Annotated in this window: 17 protein-coding genes; 1 reads left to right on the forward strand and 16 read right to left on the reverse strand. The window is 74.0% G+C overall.

Annotated elements, in window-relative coordinates:
* Nucleotides 1-14: 14 nt before the first annotated feature.
* From IR158_RS08565 to IR158_RS08635, 15 genes are all read right to left on the reverse strand, one after another.
* Complete coding sequence (locus IR158_RS08565) at nt 15-1,952, reverse strand: DUF2207 domain-containing protein (protein WP_291812001.1); 1,938 nt, start codon at nt 1,950-1,952, stop codon at nt 15-17.
* Nucleotides 1,949-2,425: an SsrA-binding protein SmpB gene (gene smpB / locus IR158_RS08570; protein ID WP_291812004.1), complete on the reverse strand. Its 477-nt coding sequence runs from the start codon at nt 2,423-2,425 to the stop codon at nt 1,949-1,951. Before smpB ends, IR158_RS08565 begins: the two co-directional genes overlap by 4 nt.
* Before the next feature lie 157 nt (nt 2,426-2,582).
* On the reverse strand, nt 2,583-3,992 hold the full coding sequence (locus tag IR158_RS08575) for a M23 family metallopeptidase (protein WP_291812007.1): 1,410 nt from the start codon (nt 3,990-3,992) through the stop codon (nt 2,583-2,585).
* Between the two features lie 2 nt (nt 3,993-3,994).
* Entirely contained in the window at nt 3,995-4,909 is a 915-nt protein-coding gene (gene ftsX / locus IR158_RS08580) for a permease-like cell division protein FtsX (protein WP_291812010.1), read from the reverse strand.
* 12 nt (nt 4,910-4,921) lie between these two features.
* Nucleotides 4,922-5,611: a cell division ATP-binding protein FtsE gene (gene ftsE, locus IR158_RS08585; protein ID WP_291812013.1), complete on the reverse strand. Its 690-nt coding sequence runs from the start codon at nt 5,609-5,611 to the stop codon at nt 4,922-4,924.
* A 209-nt stretch (nt 5,612-5,820) separates the two neighbouring features.
* Nucleotides 5,821-6,936: a peptide chain release factor 2 gene (gene prfB, locus IR158_RS08590; RefSeq protein ID WP_291812017.1), complete on the reverse strand. Its 1,116-nt coding sequence runs from the start codon at nt 6,934-6,936 to the stop codon at nt 5,821-5,823.
* 38 nt (nt 6,937-6,974) lie between these two features.
* Complete coding sequence (locus IR158_RS08595; RefSeq protein ID WP_291812019.1) at nt 6,975-7,859, reverse strand: universal stress protein; 885 nt, start codon at nt 7,857-7,859, stop codon at nt 6,975-6,977.
* Between the two features lie 123 nt (nt 7,860-7,982).
* A complete protein-coding gene (locus IR158_RS08600; RefSeq protein ID WP_291812156.1) occupies nt 7,983-8,399 on the reverse strand; it encodes a pilus assembly protein TadG-related protein in 417 nt (138 codons plus the stop codon).
* Nucleotides 8,400-8,485: 86 nt separating this feature from the next.
* A complete protein-coding gene (locus IR158_RS08605; RefSeq protein WP_291812022.1) occupies nt 8,486-8,950 on the reverse strand; it encodes a pilus assembly protein in 465 nt (154 codons plus the stop codon).
* Nucleotides 8,951-8,967: 17 nt separating this feature from the next.
* A complete protein-coding gene (locus IR158_RS08610; RefSeq protein WP_291812158.1) occupies nt 8,968-9,363 on the reverse strand; it encodes a TadE/TadG family type IV pilus assembly protein in 396 nt (131 codons plus the stop codon).
* The gene (locus tag IR158_RS08615) at nt 9,360-9,572 is read right to left on the reverse strand and encodes a hypothetical protein (protein WP_291812025.1); all 213 of its coding nucleotides are present in this window, start codon (nt 9,570-9,572) and stop codon (nt 9,360-9,362) included. The genes IR158_RS08610 and IR158_RS08615 overlap by 4 nt, the downstream gene beginning before the upstream one ends.
* A 63-nt stretch (nt 9,573-9,635) precedes the next feature.
* Entirely contained in the window at nt 9,636-10,565 is a 930-nt protein-coding gene (locus IR158_RS08620; RefSeq protein ID WP_291812027.1) for a type II secretion system F family protein, read from the reverse strand.
* Nucleotides 10,562-11,422 carry a type II secretion system F family protein gene (locus IR158_RS08625; protein ID WP_291812031.1) on the reverse strand — a complete coding sequence of 287 codons (861 nt, stop codon included), beginning with the start codon at nt 11,420-11,422 and terminating at the stop codon, nt 10,562-10,564. Before IR158_RS08625 ends, IR158_RS08620 begins: the two co-directional genes overlap by 4 nt.
* Before the next feature lie 3 nt (nt 11,423-11,425).
* Nucleotides 11,426-12,649, reverse strand: a complete 1,224-nt coding sequence (locus tag IR158_RS08630; protein ID WP_291812034.1) for an ATPase, T2SS/T4P/T4SS family — start codon at nt 12,647-12,649, stop codon at nt 11,426-11,428.
* Nucleotides 12,650-12,791: 142 nt separating this feature from the next.
* Nucleotides 12,792-14,288: a serine hydrolase gene (locus IR158_RS08635; protein ID WP_291812037.1), complete on the reverse strand. Its 1,497-nt coding sequence runs from the start codon at nt 14,286-14,288 to the stop codon at nt 12,792-12,794.
* 118 nt (nt 14,289-14,406) lie between these two features.
* Between IR158_RS08635 and IR158_RS08640 the strand changes: the two genes are divergently transcribed.
* Complete coding sequence (locus tag IR158_RS08640) at nt 14,407-15,315, forward strand: aldose 1-epimerase family protein (protein ID WP_291812039.1); 909 nt, start codon at nt 14,407-14,409, stop codon at nt 15,313-15,315.
* 42 nt (nt 15,316-15,357) lie between these two features.
* Here the strand turns inward: IR158_RS08640 and IR158_RS08645 are convergent, their stop codons facing one another.
* A complete protein-coding gene (locus tag IR158_RS08645) occupies nt 15,358-16,212 on the reverse strand; it encodes a M15 family metallopeptidase (protein WP_291812043.1) in 855 nt (284 codons plus the stop codon).
* Nucleotides 16,213-16,236 lie beyond the last annotated feature (24 nt).

The following is a 16,236-nucleotide window of genomic DNA, read 5'->3' on the forward strand; positions in this document are numbered from 1 at the left end:
CCACCGCCGGCACGTCACCAGCCGCCGCCGCCCCCGCCACCGACGCCACCGCCCGAGAAGCCCCCACCCCCGCTGAACCCGGAGTCCCCGGACGAGCCGGGCGTCGGTGCGGAGATGGCCGCCGTCGTGATCGACTCGAACCGGTCGAGAGCCCCGACGAAGCCTGCGCCCCAGAAGCCGTCGGCCCCGGGCGGGTACGCGCCGACGTACCAGATCGGAGTCGCGACGGCGACACCCTGTGCCGCGAGCTCGGCGAACACGCGGGACCACCGGTCGGCGAGGCCGAAGACGATCGCGTACGGCAGGTAGCGGCTGAAGACGTCCTGCCCCTCCTCGAACCGGATCTGGTCGGCCTCCGCCGTGGCGAGGTAGCGGCGGAACCCGAGCGCCTGCGCGAGCACCGCGGTGCCGTCCGGCGTGCGGGCGGGGGCCGATCCGCTGAGGACGAGGACCAGCACACCCACGAGCAGCAGCGCGATCCCCACCAGTGCGAGCCCGGGAACCACCTCGATGGCCATGGCGACGATGGCGCCGAACAGCCCGATCACGGCGAGGAGGACGCCGGCCACGATCCACGCCGCGCGCACGCTCTTCGGGTTCGCCCGGAACCACCCGACGCTCGTGACGTGGTCGTAGAGCATGCTCTGCACCTTGGCGAGCGAGGAGGCGAACGTCGTCTTGAGCTCCGACAGCGTGATCTCGTCGCTCTTCTCGAAGAGGTCGCTGAGCAGCCACGCCTCGAACGGCAGCAGCCCCTCGGTCCCCGGCCGCAGGCGCACGAGCGTCCAGTCCTTCGGCTTCTTGCGCGGGTCCTCGCGGGGCACCTCCTCGATGCGGAGCCACCCACGGACGGCGAGGTCGATGATCGTCGCGGTCACGTCGACCGGGTCGGCCTTCTCGTCGACGAGCGTGCCGATCTCCCCCGGGCGAGCACCCTCGGGTGGCTGGAACTGCACGGCCACGGGTGCGCGGTGGTCCCGGTACCCGGTGGCGGGCCGCATGCCGTCGGCGGGCCGCAGGCCGGGCGTGAGGCCGAGGTACGCGCGGTCCCGGCCGGTCCGTCGCACGCGGGCGATCGCGAGACCCCCGCCGAGCAGGACCACAGCAGCTGCAGCAGCCCCGCCGAGGTTCCCCGGGCGCAGCGGCAGCACCGGGTCGGGCTTGTCGCGCAGGATCGGCTGCACGCCCGGGAAGGTCCCCCCGGCCCAGCCGGTGACGGTCGTGAACTGGTCCCCGACCGTGACGACGTCCTGCGTGAAGGTCGCGGACGTGCCCGTCGTCGTGGCGTCGTCGCACGGCGTCGTCGACCCCTCGGGCCCGACGAAGCACGCGGCTCCCTGCACCGGGGCCGGCCCCGTGACCGTCACCGACAGGTCCGACAGCGGGACCTCCCACCCGGGCCCGATCACGTTCCAGTACAGCTCGTCACCGGAGTGCTGGGCGTTGGCGGGGTTGATCCAGCCGTCCACGGTCATCTCGACGCGGTACGTCTGCACGCCCGACACGTCGTCGACGTCCTCGTCGCCGATCCGCAGGATCACCGCGGAGGTCTCGTCCTCGCGGTGCAGGTCCGCCGGGGCGCCCGTGGAGCTCGTGACCCGCACGTCGCCGTAGTCGAAGAACCGGTCCTGCTCGTCGTCGTACGACACGCGCGTGGGGAAGGTGAGGTACGGGCCGTGGCCGGGGTCGTCACCGAAGTCGAAGTCGAGGTCGATGACGAGGTCCACCGTGCCGTCGGGCGCGGCGTCGGCCGTCACGTCGTAGCGCGTGATCTCCCGACCGCTGGTCAGGTCCGCGCGCTGCGAGCCCGCGAAGGCCACCGGCGGGGCCAGCAGGATCGCGCCGAGCGCGAGCAGGACGACGAGCGTCAGGACGGCGAGGCGACGCACCGCGCGCGACAGCGCGGGGTCAGTGGGTGCGGGTCGGTCCGAGGCGAAGGGCGCGGGGCTCACCGGTCGCGGCGCTCCCGCATCGCGCGCTGCGACTCCAGGTTGTCCTGCCGCTCCCGCAGGGCCTGCCGCTTGTCCCACTCCCGCTTGCCGACCGCCAGGGCGATCTCGACCTTCGCGCGCCCGTCGAGGAAGTACAGCGCGAGCGGCACGATCGTGTGCCCCTTCTCGCGCGTCTTCGCCTCGAGCCGCTCGATCTCCTCACGGTGCAGGAGCATCTTGCGCTTGCGGCGCGGCGCGTGGTTGGTCCACGTGCCCTGCGAGTACTCGGGGATGTGCACGCCGTGCAGCCACGCCTCGCCGCCGTCGATCTCACCCCAGCCGTCGATGAGGGACGCGCGACCCGCACGCAACGCCTTGACCTCGGTGCCCGTGAGCACGAGCCCGGCCTCGAGGACGTCCTGGATCAGGTAGTCGTGCCGGGCCTTGCGGTTGGCGGCGACCATCGTGCGGCCGTCGGCCTTCGCCTTCGCCACGACACGGCCCTCCGTTCCTGGTGCTGGACCGGCGGCTGCAGGCCGCCGGGACGATCGCCCGTCAGGGGCGCGGCCCGACGGACGTCGGACCGGGGTCGAGCCTACCGGCGTGGCACCACGAGCCCCAGGCGATTGCGGTGCACGGCCCGGCGCGGACTCAGAGCCCGAGGTACGGGCGCGGGTTCACGGTGCTGCCGTTGACGTACACCTCGAAGTGCAGGTGGCACGCCGCCGACGTCCCGGTGTTGCCGGCGTACCCGAGCAGCTGGCCGGCACGCACGCGGGCACCACCTCCCACCGCGAACGACGACATGTGGTTGTAGCTCGACATGAGCGACGACCCGTTGACCCAGCCGTGGTCGACCATCACCTGACCGCCGTACCCGCTGCGGTGACGTGCCCACTGCACGGTGCCCTCGCGGCCGGCGTACACCGGCTCGCCGCAGCGGTCCCGCAGGTCGATGCCCGCGTGCAGCCGCCAGTAGCCGAGGACCGGGTGCAGCCGGTTGCCGTACTCCGAGGTCACGACGATGGGGTTGTGGGCCGTGGGGTTGGCGAACAGCGCACCGGGGCGCACACCGCCGGGCTGCGCGCTCCCGCCTCCCCCGCCGCCGCCACCGCCTCCGCCGCTGCCCCCGGCGTTCGCGGCGGCCTGCCGCGCCTCCTCCTCCTTCTGCCGCTGGACGCGCTGCTGCTCGATGATCGCCGCGAGCTCGCGCCCGACCTGGGCACGCTCCGCGTCGTTCGCCGCGACCTGCGCCTGTGCCTCCGACTTGCGCGACTCGATGTCGGCCTTGCGCTGCTGCTGCTCGGCGACGAGCCGCTCCACCTCGGCCTTGGCCGTCTCGGCCTCCGCCTGCGCCTGGCGGGCCTCCTCGAGCTTCTCGTCGGCCGCGAGCTTGAGCTCGTCGACCTTCGCCCGGACCGCGGTCTGACGGGCCTGCGCGTTCTTGTTCTTCGCCGCCAGGGCGGTCAGCTCGTCGAGCACCTGCGTCTGGGTGCGCAGCGCGGTCGACACCAGCCCGTACTTCTCGACGAAGTCCTGCGAGCTCTCGGCGTCGAGCATCACGCTCATGCCGGAGACGTCGCGCCCGCCCTTGTACGCCTCGCGGGCCATCTGGCCGATGGCCGAGCGGATCTCCTGCTCGCGCGTGTCGTCGAGCGCGATCTGCTCGGTGATCGCCGCCTCCTCGTCGCGCGCGGCCTGGAGCCTCGCGGCCAGGATCTCGGCCTCGCGCTGCGCCGCCTGCGCGGCGGCGACGGCCGCGTCGAGCCGCGCCTGCGCGGCGGGCAGCTGCGCCTCCACCTCGGCGAGCCTCGTGAGGGCCGCCGCGAGCTCGCCACTGAGCTCCTCGATCGCCTCGGCGAGGTCGGCCGCCCGCTGGTCGGCGGCCGCGGCACGCTGCTCCGTCGCCGCGCGGCGGTTCGACAGGTCGTCGGCCACGGCGGGCGCGGAGCCGGCGAGGAGGGCCGGCACCGCCACGCAGATCGCGGACAGCACCGCGACGAGCGCCTGCAGCGGTCGCCGCGGGGCGACGGTGGAGGGCGTGCGGTCGGCTCGACGCATGGTCATACCTTCGTGTATCGGCTCAGGGTGACCAGGGATGAGATCGCCGCCAGGACGAATGCCACGATCACGAGCAAGGGGGCGATCGCGAGCACGTCGGCGGTCCCCACGTACGGGATCCACGTCACGGACTGCCCGAGCCAGTCCGTCACCAGGTACTCGACCCCCAGCCAGAGCCCGCCGATCGCCATCGCGGCGCCCAGCGTCGCCGCGATGGCGCCCTCCAGCATGAAGGGCAGCTGGATGAACAGCGTCGAGGCGCCGACGAGCCGCATGATGCCGGTCTCGCGCTTGCGGCTCAGCGCCGACAGCCGGATGGTCGTCGTGATGAGCAGGACCGCGGCGAGCAGCATGATCGCCGCCAGGCCGCCGGCGGCCCAGGTGGCGCGGTCGAGCACCAGGAACAGGTTGTCGAACAGCCGGCGCTGGTCCTCCACGGACTCGACTCCCGGACGCCCCGAGACCACGTCGGCCACGACCTGGTACTGCTCGGGGTCGGTGAGCTTGATGCGCAGGGACGCGTTCATGTCGTCCGCGGTGGCGGCGGACGCCCAGAACTGGTCGCCGAACTGCCGCTGGAACGCCTCGAAGGCCTGCTCCTTGGACTCCGGGTAGATCTCCTCGACGAACTCGGCGACCTGCGGTGCATCGAGGGCCGCGAGGATGTCGTCACGCTGCTCCTGCGTCACCTCCCCGGCCGCGCACGTCGGTGCCGCGGAGTTCGACGGGCAGAGGAAGACCGAGACCTCGACCTTGTCGTACCAGTCGTCCTTCATCTTGTCGATCTGCGCCTGCAGCAGTGCGGCGGCGCCGAGGAACGTCAGGCAGACGAACGTGACGAGGACGACCGAGATCGTCATCGACAGGTTGCGGCGCAGGCCGATGCCGATCTCGGAGAGGATGAACTGGGCGCGCATCTGCCGGCCCCCTCAGCGGTCCGAGCCGTAGACGCCGCGCGACTGGTCGCGCACCATCTCGCCCGTGCTCAGCTCGATGACGCGCTTGCGCATCTGGTCGACGATCTCGTCGTCGTGGGTCGCCATGACCACGGTGGTGCCGGTGCGGTTGATGCGGTCGAGCAGGCGCATGATCCCCAGGGACGTCGTCGGGTCGAGGTTTCCGGTCGGTTCGTCTGCGAGCAGGATCGACGGCCGGTTGACGAACGCGCGGGCGATGGCCACGCGCTGCTGCTCACCGCCGGACAGCTCGTGCGGACGGCGCTTCTCCTTGCCCGCCAGGCCGACCATCTCGAGCACGTCGGGCACGGTCGTCAGGATGTGGTGGCGCGGCTTGCCGATCACCTGCAGGGCGAACGCGACGTTCTCGAAGACCGACTTGGTGGGCAGCAGCCGGAAGTCCTGGAACACGGCGCCGATCTGCCGCCGCAGGTGCGGGACCTTCCAGCTCGACAGCGAGCCGAGCTCCTTGCCCGCGACGTACACCCGGCCCGCGGACGCGCGCTCCTCACGCATGACGAGCCGCAGGAAGGTCGACTTGCCGGATCCGGAGGCCCCGACGAGGAAGACGAACTCGCCGCGTTCGACGTCGAGCGACACCCGGTCCAGCGCAGGCCTGGCGCCACGCGCGTAGACCTTCGTCACGTTCTCGAACCGGATCACAGCCGACCTCGCCTCGTCATGCCCCGGGGCACCCCCGTGGTCGCCCGCAGGCCGCGGGACTCATCGAGGGTAGGAACGTCCTCACGCGCTCGAGGGCAGGACACGCCGCCGTGCCCCCTGTGAATCGACGGACCGGCAGCGCGGTGTCCGGGTCGTCCCGGTCCGTCCCGCCGGCCCGTCCGGCGGTGGCCCCGGCGGGCCGTGCGACGTCAGTCGTCGATGCCCTGCTGGGCGCGCCGCCAGCGCACGCCGGCCTCGATGAAGTCGTCGATCTCACCGTCGAACACGGCCGACGGGTTGCCCACCTCGTGCTCGGTGCGCAGGTCCTTGACCATCTGGTACGGCTGCAGGACGTAGGAGCGCATCTGGTCGCCCCAGCTGGCCTTCACGTCGCCGGCCATCTCCTTCTTGGTGGCCCGCTCCTCCTCCTGGCGCTGCAGGAGCAGCCGGGACTGCAGGACGCGCAGCGCGGCGGCACGGTTCTGGATCTGCGACTTCTCGTTCTGCATCGACACGACGATGCCGGTGGGGATGTGCGTCATCCGGACCGCGGAGTCGGTGGTGTTGACGGACTGCCCGCCGGGGCCGGACGACCGGAACACGTCGACCTTGATCTCGGACTCGGGGATGTCGACCGAGTCGGTCTGCTCGATCAGTGGGATGACCTCGACCGCCGCGAAGGACGTCTGTCGCCGGCCCTGGTTGTCGAAGGGCGAGATGCGCACCAGCCGGTGCGTCCCGGCCTCGACCGAGAGGTGGCCGAACGCGTAGGGCGTCTTGACCTCGAAGGTCGCGCTCTTGAGGCCCGCCTCCTCGGCGTAGGACGTGTCGAGCACCGTCGTGGGGTACCCGTGCCGCTCGGCCCAGCGCAGGTACATGCGCAGGAGCATCTCGGCGAAGTCCGCGGCGTCGACGCCCCCGGCGCCGGCGCGGATCGTCACGACGGCGTCGCGCTGGTCGTACGGGCCCGCCAGCAGGGTGCGGATCTCGAGCTCACGCAGGTCCTTGCGGATGCCGACGAGCTCGGCCTCCGCCTCGGCCAGCGTGTCCTCGTCGTTCTCCTCGGCCGCCATCTCGACGAGCGTCTCGAGGTCGTCGATGCGCGAGCGGAGCCGGTTGACGCGCTCCAGCTCGGACTGCGCGGCGGACAGCGCGCTCGTCACCTTCTGACCCTCGTCGGGGTCGTCCCACAGGTTCGGCACCGAGGCCTGGTCGGAGAGCAGCGCGATCTTCGCCTCGAGGGCGGTCGGGTCGCTCACCGTCTCGATCGACTCCAGCGTGGTGCGCAGCTGGCGGAGCTCGGCGGGAAAGTCGGTGGTGGCCACGACCGACCAGGCTACCCGGTCCGCACCCCACCTCCCCCTCAGTCGGGCACGGCGCGCGACACCAGCACCGGGCACGCCGCACGCGCGACCAGCCACTGGCTCACGGAGCCCATGACCAGGCCCGCGAGCCCGCCGCGTCCCCGCGTGCCGACCACGAGCAGGTCCGCCTTCTCGGCGTGCCGCGCCAGGACGTGCGCGGCCGGCCCCTCCTCCACCCGCTGCTCGACGTCGACCTGCGGGTACCGCTCCCGCAGCCGTGCCACCGCGGCCTCCAGCGCCTCCTCGGCGCGTTGCGACGCGAGGTCCGACGTCGAGCGGTCGGGGTTCTCGCGGAGCCACGCGGCCAGGGACCGGCTGTTCGCCGGTGCCTGCCAGCAGGCCACGGCGCGCAGCCGCGCCCCGGCGCCCGTGGCGTACAGACCGGCCGCGTCCACCGCACCGAGCGAGTGCCGCGAGCCGTCGACCCCGACCACCACGAGGCCGGTCGACGCCCGGTCGACCTGCGTCCGGGGCACGATGACGACGGGGCACGGGGCGTGCTGCACGGTGCCCAGCGCGACGGAGCCCAGGAGCACGCCGGACAGGCGCGCCGAGCCCTGCCGCCCCAGGACGACCAGCCGTGCACCGGCGGCCCGCCGGACGAGCGCCCGCGCGGGTGGCCCGTCGTCGAGCACACCGGCGACCTGGATCTCCGGCACCGCGGAGCGGGCCACCTCGGCCCCCTCCTCCGCGACCTCCTGCGCGCCGGCACGCACGTACGCGGACGCCGCACTCAGCGGCGGGCTGTCCAGGTGCCCGGCGATCCCCCAGACGTGGACCACCTCCAGCGGGGCACCGAGGCGTCCTGCCGACCCTGCCGCCCACCGGACGGCCGCCACCGACTCCGGCGACCCGTCGTACCCCACGACCACGTGCCCGTCCATCGCGTCCTCCTCGACGCTCGGTGACACCCCGATCGTGCCGCCGCGCACCGAGGACGACAACCGGGGCCCTCCCCCGACGTGCGGCACGCGCCCGGCACCGAGACCCCCGCGAGGCGGGCGACGTCAGGACGCGCGGGCGCTGGCGTCGACGACGAGCTCGATCCCCTCGCTCCACGGCGCCAGCACCCAGGTGACCAGCGGCGGGCGCGTCACCGCCCCCAGCCGGACGACGGCGGAGCGCCCGTCCGGCGTCGTGGCCTCGAGCACGCGGACACCGTCCCAGCGCGCCGCCGGCTCGGGGTGGTCGCGCACGTACTCCTCGACCGCCGCCCGGACCGTCGCGTCCGTGAGCGGCACACCACCCGAGGCGCGCGCGCCGTCCGGACCGAAGTACGTGCTGCTCACCTGGTCCGCGGCCGACAGTGCCGCGAGGTCGGCCAGCGCCAGCAGCCGCTTGCGGTCGAGGTGCACCCCGGTGGCGGCCGTGATGACCAGCACCAGCAGGATCGCGACCACGCCGAACCCGAGGGACAGAATCATCACCTGCCCCTCGTCACGCCCCCGGCCCTCGTCATGCGCCCGGGCATCGCCCCGCGCCGCGCGCCGGTGCCCGGCCGGCACGCGCCTCACCGCGCGACCCGGTAGGTGTCGACCGGTGCCACACGCTCCGCGGTCACCGGCACCTCGAGCGGGACGACGTCACGCACGAACGTCGGCACGAACGGCAGCGGGACCCGCACCTGCACGGTCGCGGCGACCTCGGCGCCGGGCGTCAGGCACGGGTCGGCCGAGCAGCGCACGTCGAGCGCACCGGCCGGGTCGTCGTCGAAGCCCTGGTCCGCGAGCGCGATGCCCACAGCCGTCACCGCCCGCACCGCGCCCTGCTCCGCGTCGTCGGCGGCGACGTACACGCGCGCCGCCTCACGCGCGGCACCCTCGGCGGCGAACGTCGCGGCCTGGATCCGCCCCAGCACGAGCACGAGGTAGACGATCGGGACGAGGAGCACGAGCGAGATGCCGAGGAACTCGACCAGCGCGCTGCCCCCGTCACCGTCACCGCGTGCCCGCGCGGCAGCCCACGGGCGAGCCACGCGACGCACCGCCCTCCTCACGGCCACTCCACCGGTGCGTGCCCGTCGAGCTCCATCACGCCGCCGGGGCCGAGCAGGCCGACCACGGGCAGCGGCACCCGCACGGTCACCTCGACGACGGCGAGTCCCGCTGCGTCGACGCGCCGTGCCGTCACGTCCTGCGCGTACCGCTCGGCGAGCGACGCGCGCAGCAGGTCGGCCGTGCGCTGCGCGCCGTCGGTCGGCGTACGCCCCACCTGGGCGGCGTACCGCGCTCCCTCGGCTGCCGCGTCGACGCACGTGTTGCGGACGTGCTGGACGAGCGCGAGCTGCAGCACGGACGCGAACAGCACGACCACGAGTCCCCCGACGAGGGTGAAGTCGACGATCGCGGAGCCGCGGTCCCCGGCGCACGCCCGCGCGCGCGTCGTCAGGTCCCGGGTTGCGGGCTGACGTCCGAGATGGCGTCGACGAAGAGCCGCTGCAGCGCGTCGCCCGCCACGAACCAGAGCACCGAGACCAGGCCGGCCGTCATCAGGGTGACGAGCACCCAGCCGGGGACGTCCCCGCGCTCCGGGTCGTCCTGCGTCGCTGCTGCCGTCCGCTGCAGGACCGCGCACCACGTCCGAGCCAAGAACCTCATCGTCGACCTCCGTCGTCGTCCGGAGCGCGCCGGGCGGCGCCTCCGCATGTGTCGCGGCCGGGGTCACAGCCCCACCCGCAGGACCACCGCGCTGGGGAAGACGGCGAACAGGACGGTCACCGGGAGGATGAGGAACACCACCGGGACCATCATGAGCACCTCCTTGCGCCCACCCGTCTGCATGAGGGCGCGGCGTCCCTCCTCACGCACGTCCTGAGCCTGGGCGCGCAGCACGTCGGCGAGCGGCGAACCGCGCTCCACGGCCACGGCGACGCCCTCGGCGAACCGCGCGAGCGCGGGCAGACCCGTCCGGTCCGCGAGCCCGTGCAGCGCCTCGGTCAGCGGTGCACCGGCACGCGCGTCGGCCAGCGTGCGCGCGAGCTCGTCGGCGAGCTCGCCCTGGGTCTGGCGCACGACGCGCTCGAGCGCGCCCGTGGCTCCCTCGCCTGCGCTCACCGCGAGCGCCAGCAGCTCGGTGACCGTCGGCATCTGGGCGAGCAGGTGCGCCTCGCGCCGCGCGACCTGCCGCCCCAGCCACCAGTCGGGCGCGAGCGCGCCGACGAACCCGACGACGAGGACGAGGGCGACGAGCGGCACGAGCGCCCCGCCGCGGGTCGCGGCGAGCATGACGGCGAGGAGCAGCCCGAGGGCCAGCCCGACCACACCGCACACCACCTGCTGCGCGCGGAACTGCTCGACCGTCTCGGAGCGGGCGGCGCGCGCGAGCCGCTGACGCACCTCGGCTGCAGGTGAGCCGATGCGCGCGACGAGCCGCACGCCGTCGGCGAGGAAGGGAGCGACGAGCCGTTCGACCGTGCCCCAGGGCCCGCCGCCAGTCTCCACGCGCAGCAGCGACGACGTGCCGCGCGTGCGCAGGTACGGCCCCACGCGCTGCTCGAGCGTGATGCGGCGCGCCCGCAGCCGCAGCAGGACGAGAGCGAGCCCGCACCCGCCGAGGAGCCCGACGAGCGCGCCGAGCAGGCCGGGGCTCACCGCAGGACCCGCGGGTCGTCGGGCAGGCGCGCGACGCGCAGCATGACGCGGTACGCGACGACCGTGCACGCCGCACCCGCGAGCAGGACGACGGCACCCGCCGTCGAGTCGTACGCGCCGATCGCCTCGGGGCGCGTCGACAGCATCGCCAGCACGACCCAGGGCGCGGCGACCGCCAGTCGCGCTGCGTAGACGGTCCACCCCTGGCGCGCCTCGATCTCGCCGCGGGTCCGCAGGTCGTCGCGCAGGAACGAGGACAGCGTGCGCAGCAGCCGGCCGAGGTCGGTACCGCCGACGTCGCGCGTGAGCCGCAGCGCCTCGATGATGCGGTCGGCGACCGGGTCGGCGAGCCGGTCCTTCAGGACGTCGAGGCTGTCGGTGAACCGACCGGTCGCGCGGTAGTCCTCGGCGAACGCCCGGAAGGGCGGCCGCAGCTCGGCCGGTCCGCGGTCGCCGAGCTGGGCGACGGCCTCGGGCAGGGAGAGCCCGGCGCGCACGCCGGACGCGAGGTGGTCGACCACGTCGGGCCAGAGCTCCCGGGTCGCGGCGAGCCGGCGTCGCGCGCGCCCGCGGACGAGCGTCCACGGCGCCATGGCGGCGAACACGCCGAAGCACAGGCTGACGGCGGCCACCGGGACGACGAGGAACGACACCGCTGCCACGACCAGCCCCACGAGCCCGCTCACGGCCACCAGGCCACCGGGCGTCACCCCCGTGACCTCGGCCTGCGTGAGGACGTCGTGCACTCGCGCCGACCAGCCGTCGCGCCGACCGTCGGGGGCAGGTGCCACCGGCCACCACGACCACCACAGGCAGGCGAGCCCGGCCCCGAGCAGGAGCCCCGCGACGACGCCCACGCCTCAGCCCTGCCGCAGCATGGCGACGACGTCGATGCCGGCCCGGGCGAAGCGCTCCGCGTGCGGCGGGAAGCCGTCGCCGCGCACGAGCACGCCGCCGCGCGTCGTGAACAGGTCGGCGGTCTCGACGATCCCGGCCTCCACGCGTCCGGGCACGGCCACGATCTCGCGCGTGCGGCGCCGTCCGCGTGCGTCGAGCTCCAGGTGCACGACGAGGTCCACCGACGAGGCGACCGTGGGCACGACGAACCGGTCGGAGATGTTCTCGCCCGCGAGCAGCGGCAGCGTGCACAGCTTGACCAGCGCCTCGCGCGCCGAGCTCGCGTGGATCGTGCACATGGCCGGCACGCCGCTGTTCAGCGCGATGAGCAGGTCGAGCGCCTCCGCCTCACGCACCTCCCCGACCAGCAGCCGGTCGGGCCGCATGCGCAGCGCCTCCTTGACCAGGCGCCGCAGCGTGATCTCACCGGTGCCCTCGAGGTTCGCCTGGCGCGTCTGCATCGCGACCCAGTCGCGCACCGCCGGCCGCAGCTCGAAGACCTCCTCGCAGCTGATCACGCGCTCGCGCGGGGGTACCGCGCCGACCAGTGCGTTGAGCATGGTCGTCTTGCCCGCCTGCGTCGCCCCGGAGACGAGCACGTTGAGCCCGACGCGCACGCCCGCCTGCAGGAACGCCGCGGCCTGCGGGGTCAACGACCCGAGGCCGACCATGTCCTCCATGCTCGTCGCACGCACGACGTACTTGCGGATGTTCACCGACCAGTGCCGGCGCGTGACGTCGGGGATCACGGCGTGCAGGCGCTCGCCACCGGGCAGGGAGGCGTCCACGAACGGGCTGGACAGGTCCAACCGACGTCCCGAGACCTTGAGCATCTGCTCGACGAGGTCCCGGACCTGCGCGTCGGTGAGGATCGTCGTGGTCAGCTCCGGCTCACCGCGGCGGGCCACGAAGACCTGCGACGGGGAGTTGATCCAGATCTCCTCGACCTCGTCGTCGTCGAGGTAGCGCTGCAGCGGCCCCAGCCCGGCCACGGCGTCGACCACGGCCTTGTGCGCGGCGGCGGTGTCCCCCAGCTGCGGGACCGAGCCGATCAGGGAGCGCTCGTCGTAGTCCGCCATGGCGGCGTGCACCAGGGCCACCACACCGGCGCGGTCGCGCACGGGATCGACGCCCCGCCGCCGGATGAGCTCACGGACCTCGCTCTCGAGGATCGCCACGCCGTCCACGCCCACCTCCGCTCCCCTGACCGCCGGACGCCGATGTCGGGTTCGTCCGTTTCGGGAGTGACGGTAGGGCATCGGCAGCGCCTGCGTGGAGCTTCGTCCACAGGACAGAACGGACGGGTGACACCTTCCACCCGACGCGCGCTCAGGCGTCGACGCGCAGCGGGACCTCCCCCGACGACGTCACGCCGTAGCCCACGTTCTGCTCGGCGCTCAGCGTCGCCCCACCGTCGGGCCCGACCCGCACCGTCGCGGTCCACCGGAACGGCGTGGTGACGGCACGCAGCGTCACCCGGTACTCGCCGGGGCCGGGACGGTCGGCCGACGCCAGCGTGAGCAGGTCGCGCGGCGGCCCGCCGTGCTCGCTGGGCGGCGTGGTCGTCTGCTCCACCCACGTGCCGTGCCCCACCCGGAGCACGACGTCGTCGCCGGGGGTGCGCACGAGCACGGCGTCCTCGTCGGCCCCCACGTCGATACGCAGCCCGCGCACCGGCCCCAGCGCCCGCTCCAGGACGAGCTCACGCCCCACGAGCGCGGGCACGCCGTCGCCCACGGGCTGCGCGGGCGCGGGGTGAGCGAGGCCCGCGAGCCGGCGCGTGAGCGCCCCGTGCGCAGCGGGGTCGGGTGCCAGCGCCTCGGGCGACAGCTGCGGCAGCAGGTCCCACACCCGGTCGAGGACACCCTGCATGTCCATGTTCCCGGAGGTCATCGCGACGACCAGGTCGTGCTCAGGGACGACCACGCAGAACTGGCCGAACGCACCGTCGCCGCGGAAGGCGCCGTGGCGGCAGCGCCACAGCTGGTAGCCGTAGCCCTGGTGCCACTCCGGCGGTCCGTCGTCGTGGGGCCGGGGCGCCGCGGGTCCGTCGTCACCCGGGTCCGACGCCGCCGGCGCACCGTCGGCCGTCGCCTCGGCGACCCACCCCTCGGGCAGCAGGCGGACGCCCTCCCAGACGCCGTCCTGCGCGAGCAGCACGCCCAGGGCCGCGATGTCACGCGTGCGCACCGCGAGCCCGAACCCGCCCATGTCCACGCCGCGCGGGCACTGCTCCCACGTCGCACCCGTGATCCCCAACGGGGCGAACAGGCGGGGCTCCAGGTAGTCGACCAGCCGCTGCCCGGTGAGTCGCGTGAGGATGGCGGACAGCATGTACGTCGCGGCCGTGTTGTAGACGAACCAGGTGCCGGGCTCGTGCTCGACCGGCAGCGCGAGGAATGCGCGCACGAAGTCCTCGTGCTCGAAGGTGCGATCACTCGTGTCCTCGTGGTGCCCGGTGCGCATCGTGAGCAGGTCCCGCACCCGCATCGCGGCGAGGTGCGCGGACGGCTCGGCGGGCGCCTCGTCGGGGAAGAACGACAGCACCGGGTCGTCGAAGCTCAGCAGACCCTCCTGCCGCGCGAGCCCCAGGGCGATCGCGGTGAACGTCTTCGACAGCGAGTACAGGTCGTGCGGGAGGTCCGGGCGGTACGGGTCCCACCACCCCTCGGCGACGACGGCGCCCCTGCGCACGACCATGAGCGAGTGCGTCTCGTCGTGGGCGTCGAGGGCGTCGACGAGGGCGAGCAGCGCGGCGGACGGGACGCCGACCTCCTCGGGCGTGCGACGCGGCAGGTCAGGGCTGGCGGGGCGACGGTGCTCCATCCCCGGATCATCGCCGATGCAGGTGTGACCGCCAGGGTCCATCGTCCCCGCGCGTCCCCGGACCCGGCCGTGCGGCGGGTCCCGCGGCGCGTGCCCGCTGCGCCAGTAGGTTGGGAGCGTGAACACGCCTCCCCCCACAGGTGACCAGCACGTGCTCCGGCACGCCGACCAGGTCGCCGTCGTCGCCTCCGTCGCCGCGAGCCTGCGCGAGTACCGCGTCGGTGACCGTGACGTCGTCCTGCCCTTCGCGGTCGACTCGATCGCGCCCGCGTTCTCCGGTGCGGTGTTGGCCCCCTGGCCCAACCGGCTGCGCGACGCGACCTACCGCTTCCGCGGCGTCACCTACGAGGTGCCGCTGACGGAGCACGAGCGCCTCACGGCGCTGCACGGCCTGGTGTCGTACGAGCGGTTCGCGGCCGTCGCCGTCGCGGACGACTCCGTGACGCTGCGCCACGACCTCGTGCCCGTCCCCGGGTACCCCTGGCCCCTGCGCCTCGACGTCACGTACGCGCTCGCGGACGACGGCCTGACCGTCACCGTGGAGGCGACCAACCTCGGGACGGACGTGGCCCCGTACGGCGTCGGGTTCCACCCGTGGCTCTCCCCCGGGCCCGGCCCCGTCGACGCGTGCACGCTGGAGCTCGACGCCGCGCGACGCGTCACCGTGGACGAGCGCCTGCTGCCCACCGGCACGCAGGCCGTCACCGGCAGCTTCGACCTGCGCGGCGGCCGTCCGCTCGCGGGCGTGACCCTGGACGACGCGTGGGTCGACGTGACGCCCGACCAGGACGGCCTGACGTGGGCGCGGCTCACGGGAGCGGACGGCCGCACGGTCGCCGTGTGGGCCGACGCCACGCTGCCGGCGTGGCAGGTGTGCACGGGTGACGGGATCGCGGGCATCGAACGCCGCGGCGTGGCCGTCGAGCCCATGACGTGCGTCGCGGACGCCTTCCGCACGGGCGACCGCCTGGTCGAGATCGCGCCGGGCGCGTCCCACCGGGTGCGCTGGGGCATGGGCCTGCGCTGAGACCACCGACCGGCGGGCCCGCAGCGCGGGTCCGCCGGTCCGTCAGCCGTAGAACTCGCCGTCCGCCTTGACGCCCTTGGTGTACTCCCAGTGCCAGGGCTCGTAGGGCCCCGACCCGCCCCTGACCGCCCAGTTCGGCTGCTCCCAGCCGAAGGTCGGGCCGTTGTCGTTGAGCCACGTCCACCGGGCACCCGACGTCTCGATGGAGCAGAAGTCCATCGCCAGGCCCCAGCCGTGGTTGCTCTTGCCCGGGGTGGCGGCCAGGCCGCCCTTCTGCGCCTTGACGGACCGTTGCTGCGCGAGCGTCCGGTACCCCGAGACCACGCAGAGGTCGGTGCCGAAGCGCGCGACGTGCGCCTCGTTGAGCTCGGCCAGGGCGACGGCTGCGTCGGCGCGCATCTGGGTGCGGCCGTCCCACAGCGTGCACAGGTCCTTGGTCGCCAGCAGGCCGTTCTCACCTGCGGCGCGCACGGAGCCGTCACACCCGGGGAGTGCGGAACGCTCGGCGTCGCGGGAGACCTCCGCGAGTGCGCGCAGTCGCGACGCCCCGTCGGCGGAGACCAGCGGCGTCGGCGGCAGGTCGGACAGCGGGATCGCGGTGAGCGCGGTGACCGTCGAGGGCAGGCTCGGGTCGGGCTCCGGGACCCCGGCGACGATCTCGCCGTCGGCCAGGCCCTGGGAGATCGGGACCACCACCGTCACGGCCACGAGTGCGGCCAGCACACCACCACGACCGAGCACCCGGGTGGACCGCCGGCGCTGCGCCTCGACCGCGACCGGCGGGCGCAGGCCCTCGGTGACGGGGGTGCCGGCGACGGGGACAGGGACGTCAGCGCCGGGGTGCGAACGCCGGTCCCGGCGCGCACGTGTCGTCGGCTCCGCTCGGTGGGATCCCACGACACCTCCGTCTCAGCTCGTCCC

This window comes from Cellulomonas sp. (assembly GCF_015234515.1).
Lineage (GTDB): Bacteria > Actinomycetota > Actinomycetes > Actinomycetales > Cellulomonadaceae > Cellulomonas.